General features: G+C 57.9%; 3 protein-coding genes. 1 reads left to right on the top strand and 2 read right to left on the bottom strand.

The window, feature by feature from the left end:
* On the bottom strand, positions 1–328 hold a 328-nt coding region (locus tag BG61_RS37690), incomplete at its 3' end, for an RNA polymerase sigma factor region1.1 domain-containing protein (protein ID WP_193788609.1).
* 944 nt (positions 329–1,272) lie between these two features.
* Positions 1,273–1,725, bottom strand: coding sequence for an MFS transporter (locus BG61_RS37685; protein ID WP_325099867.1), 453 nt, complete (start codon positions 1,723–1,725; stop codon positions 1,273–1,275).
* A gap of 640 nt (positions 1,726–2,365) precedes the next feature.
* On the opposite strand from BG61_RS37685, the gene BG61_RS37680 reads away from it, so the two are divergent.
* Positions 2,366–3,739: a M14 family metallopeptidase gene (locus BG61_RS37680; protein WP_035937305.1), complete on the top strand. Its 1,374-nt coding sequence runs from the start codon at positions 2,366–2,368 to the stop codon at positions 3,737–3,739.
* The last annotated feature ends 876 nt before the right edge of the window (positions 3,740–4,615 follow it).

The following is a 4,615-nucleotide window of genomic DNA, read 5'->3' as shown; positions in this document are numbered from 1 at the left end:
AAAGCAGCGTCTCCGCGTCGGGCGCTTGCTCATAGACGGCCACGCCCATGTCATTGAACGTGCTGACAACGCTTTCGATGGCAGCGGTTTGCGCGATGTTGTCGGGCAGATGATCGTTGATTTCCGCGTGGGTCAAGAAGCCTCGCTCCTTGCCCAACTGGATCAGGGCACGCATCTGACGCTGACGCTCTTCGTCCAGCGCGGTGGATGCGGCGTCCATCGGCACAAGGGTGGCTGCGAGCTTGCCCTTCGACGCGCGACGGACCGGGGTTTTCCGAGTTGATGCTGCCTTGTCTGGTCCTGAATCTTCCCGGTAAAGACTTGCCATTAATTCTCCTCGACAGGTTTGCTCGACGACGGCGCGCGACAGTGGACACAATCATCGCGGCCTGCGCGCCACGAACAAGATCACGGTTTCAGGCGCAGACAATTTGCAGAGATCGCAGCGAGCGAAGGACGCGGCCCGCATAAAAAGGGGCCGGTTTGAGACGGCGCGCAAAATCGCGCAGGTGTCAATTGTAACATAAATTGCTGCGGTGCACTAATCGACTGGCGACCCCGCCTTGCGTTGAGCCCCGAACTCTCTCTTTTCGCGCCCGCGCGACGCCGGGACTGGCGCCCGCGCCGGCTTTCGCCTTTCAAGCGCGCCTGCCGCGCAACAGGAATTCGCATCCAGACGATCAATGGATGTAGTGCCGGATGGCCGTCTTGCTTGTTATCGCGAATTGATCTTTCGATACCAAACTCAGCTGCCGCGTTAGAACAAGGCCTCCTGCGCCGCAGGGGCGGGCCTTGGCAGACCTTCGTCTACCAGGCCAGCGTCTCTCAGGAACGCGAGCACGCTTCGTGGAGGAGCGCGCAGCTTCCGCGCGAGTATGGTGGCGTACCTGCTGACCGGACCCTCGGATGGCAGTCATCGAACGATTCGAGAAGCACTTGGACATGTTCGATCGGAACCTTGAGGCCAGCAACGGCCAAGAGCATCGAACCACCTTCTCACCAGCAAAAAGCCAACCTTTGTTCTCAACACACGGACGACGTCGGCTTCCATCGCGTGAATGCAGTTTTCACCGTGAAAGGTCGATCTGAAATTTACTCCGTTCTCAAAGCGACCATGTCGAGTAAATGTCGGACGGCCAACTGAGGAGCCGAAGCTCAGCGATACAGTTTCAAATGGCTTCGAATCGCGCACCATGCCTGCACGCGGACGTAAGCCATGCCTTCACGCCAGCGCTGAGCGTGGCTCGGGACACACATTCTCGAAGCCAAATATCACCGGTTCACCATCTTCGCCGGCACCCAGATCAGAATCATCAGGGCAGCGATCAGCAAACTGGCCGACACGAGAATCAGCCCCGCGGCCAGCGAATGCGTAGTGCTCTGTAGCCAGCCCAGCAAGGCCGGTCCGACGAACCTTGCGAGATTGCCCGTCGAGTTGATCAATGCGATGCCCGCCGCCGCACCCGCACCGCCGAGGAAGGAGGACGGCAATGCCCAGAACATCGGCAGGGACGTGATGATGCTTGCGGTCGCAATGGTCAGCCCGATCATCGCGAGCACGGGGTCGTGACCGCCCAGCGCGCAGAGCAGGAACCCCGGAATCGACAGCAGCACAGGCACGATCGCATGCCAGCGGCGTTCGCGCAGCCTGTCCGAACTGCGTCCCGCGTAGAGCATGCCGAAGAGCGCGGCGAGATAGGGAATCGTCGTGAGCAGGCCAATCATGAGCGGGTCCTTGACGCCAGAGCTACGGATGATCGTCGGCTGCCAGAATCCGACCGTGCTCGTGCCTATCACGATGAAAAACAGAATCGCGCACAGGAGCCAGAGAACGCTCGTAGGCGCGTTGTACTTGTCGCCATGAGACGAGTTTGCCCTTGTACCCGACGATTGGCACGCCAGCGGCAATTTTGGTCAGCGCAAATACGCCGCGGCCATGAACCGGAGAATTGCATACAGCGCTACGACCCATATTCGGGCGCGAGCTTCCCGCCGGGATCGTGGCGTCGTTTTCGTCACGCAGCACTCGACGTGCTCACGCGTCCGAACTCCTGCGACACCTTGCGCAATCATCGTGACGCGGCGCTGTCGACGGTCATTCGCATCGACTGGCGCTGCATACGCTGAGCGCGTGACGAGCGGCCTTCATCGCTCGAGAAGCGCGGGGTCAAGGCGCATTGTTTCGTCAACGTAACCACACACGGTCCGCTCAGACCGAAACGGCAATAATCGCGTCATTCGCGTCTTGGCGGCGACATACTTGCTATCGGCCGTCAAAAGGTGGCAAACCTGCACTAAGCTCTCAGTTATCGATACCGCTTTCGGTTCGCCGCCGAAGGACCGGCATATTGAACGGAGACGCATCATGCCGCGCTATCACGCAAGGATCACCGGCCCTGACTACGACGCGATGGCCGACCTGGTGCGCAAGTACAAGGTCATGGTCGCGCGGCACTCGGTAGAGCAGGTCGCAAACGGCTATTGCGTCGACGGGCACGCGAGCGGCGCGCAGATTCGCGCGCTCGAGTCGGCAGGCTATACGGTCGAGCGCCTCGAGGATACCGACAAGGCCAGCAAAGCGCGCCAGAAGGAGACTCGCAAGGTCACGGAACTGGCGGTTTCTGCCGAAGCATTGAGTGTCGCCACGAGCAACGCCTATCTGAACGTTGCGGAGGTCGAGGCGGCGCTCGCCGCCATCGCCGCGGCGCCAAACAAGGCGTTCACCAAGCTGATCAAACTGCCGAAGAAGACGTGGGAGAAGCGCGTCTGCAATTCGCTCAGGATCGGCAAGGGCACGGGACAGGACCGCGCCGGGATCTTTCTGCTCGGCGGCGTCCATGCGCGCGAATGGGGCAGCCCCGACATTTTGATCCACTTCATGCAACTGCTCACCGACGCCTATCGTACGAATACGGGCATTACGATCGGCCCCAAGAAATTCTCCGCCGCGCAGATCAAGGCCATCGTCGAGACCAAGGATATCTATGTCTTTCCGCAGGCCAATCCAGACGGACGCAACTACAGCATGGTGACCGAGCCGATGTGGCGAAAAAACCGGCGGCCCGCGCCAAGCGGCCATTCCGAATCACAATGCGTCGGCGTGGACCTCAACCGGAATTACGATTTTCTCTGGGATTTCCCGGCCTATTTCCACCCGGATTGCCCTATTGCCAATTCGGTGGATCCGTGCGATCACGATGTGTATATCGGCCCGAAGGCGGCCTCCGAACCTGAAACGAAGAACGTAATCTGGATGTTCGACAGCTTCCCGAATATCCACTACTTCGTCGACATCCACAGCTATTCGGAAGTCATCCTGTACAACTGGGGCGACGACGTGAACCAGGCGACGAAGCCGGCCATGAACTTCCGCAACGCCTCCTTCGACGGAAAGCGTGGCATCGCCAACGATACCGTCTATCGAGAATATTTCGCCGCCGCGGACCGGAAGATCGCGGTCGGGCTGGCGAACAAGATGCGCGATGCCATCAAGGCCGTGCGCGGAAGGACGTACCGCACCGAGCAGGCGATGAGCCTTTATCCGACGGCGGGCACATCCGATGACTACGCCTTCAGCCGCCATCTCGTAGATTCAACCAAGACGAAGGTGTATTCCTATACGATTGAATGGGGTAGCCCTTCCAATCCAACGCCGTTTCACCCGCCGTATCCGGAAATGAAAAAGATCATCGACGAGGTCACGGCGGGATTGCTGGCGTTTTGCGTCGCCGCGACGTGATCGAGGAAGAAGCGCTATTGCGTTGCGAGGAAACGGCGCGCAAAGGAAAGTGGTCAGCGCCCGCTTTTTCTTCTTTGCTGCGCAGCCGACCATTGCTTCACAACGCACTTCGATGCGGCGCTTGCATTGCTTTTTGCCACTTAGACGATCTGCTTCGCTGCATTCTTGCCGCGTCGTATGCCCAATGCTCCTTTCGCCGTATACGTCCGCCGCTTCAGCCGGTCCAGATAGTTTGAACGAACGGTCAATTCGAAGCCCCCTCGACTACACCTGAAGCGATCGCTGCCAAAATACGACGCCTAGACCTAACTACGAGTAGCAGCAGATAAAAGATCAATTACTTCACCGACATGCAAAGGTAAGCGGCCGGAATAGGCTTTTGACATGAGCGTTTAATTTATTTCGATATCCTTTTATTCTATGCTCAATTTCTCCGACTAACGGCAATCAGGCGGGCCACTCGCACACCTAATAAAATTCGTCTAATTCACTGTTTCAATATAGTCATTTAGTGTGAGTTATAAATTCGCTACTTGCGTTCCATCCAAGCAAGCATGGTGAAATCATCGATAGAAAGCCGACGATGTGGGTTTGCGCACTGAGCGGATGCCGACCAAACCTTACATTGATTTGCCGCACCGCATCAGTGGCTGACAGACCGGAGCATGTCGCGGGCATTGCGTCCACGGTGTCGATTGCCTGGATACGCTCATCACATTCGATAACCATGGAAGACGTCAACGCGCTGGCCACCGGCTCATCGGAGTCGCGCTAAATAGCGCCTGAAACCAGACGGCATTAATCGAAGATGGCATAGACACCCAGACAATAAGCATTCCTATTAACATTAAGTTCACCATAACAAGTGCGCAATCG

This window comes from Caballeronia glathei (assembly GCF_000698595.1).
Classification (GTDB): domain Bacteria; phylum Pseudomonadota; class Gammaproteobacteria; order Burkholderiales; family Burkholderiaceae; genus Caballeronia; species Caballeronia glathei.
This window is presented reverse-complemented; position numbering and strand designations above follow the sequence as displayed.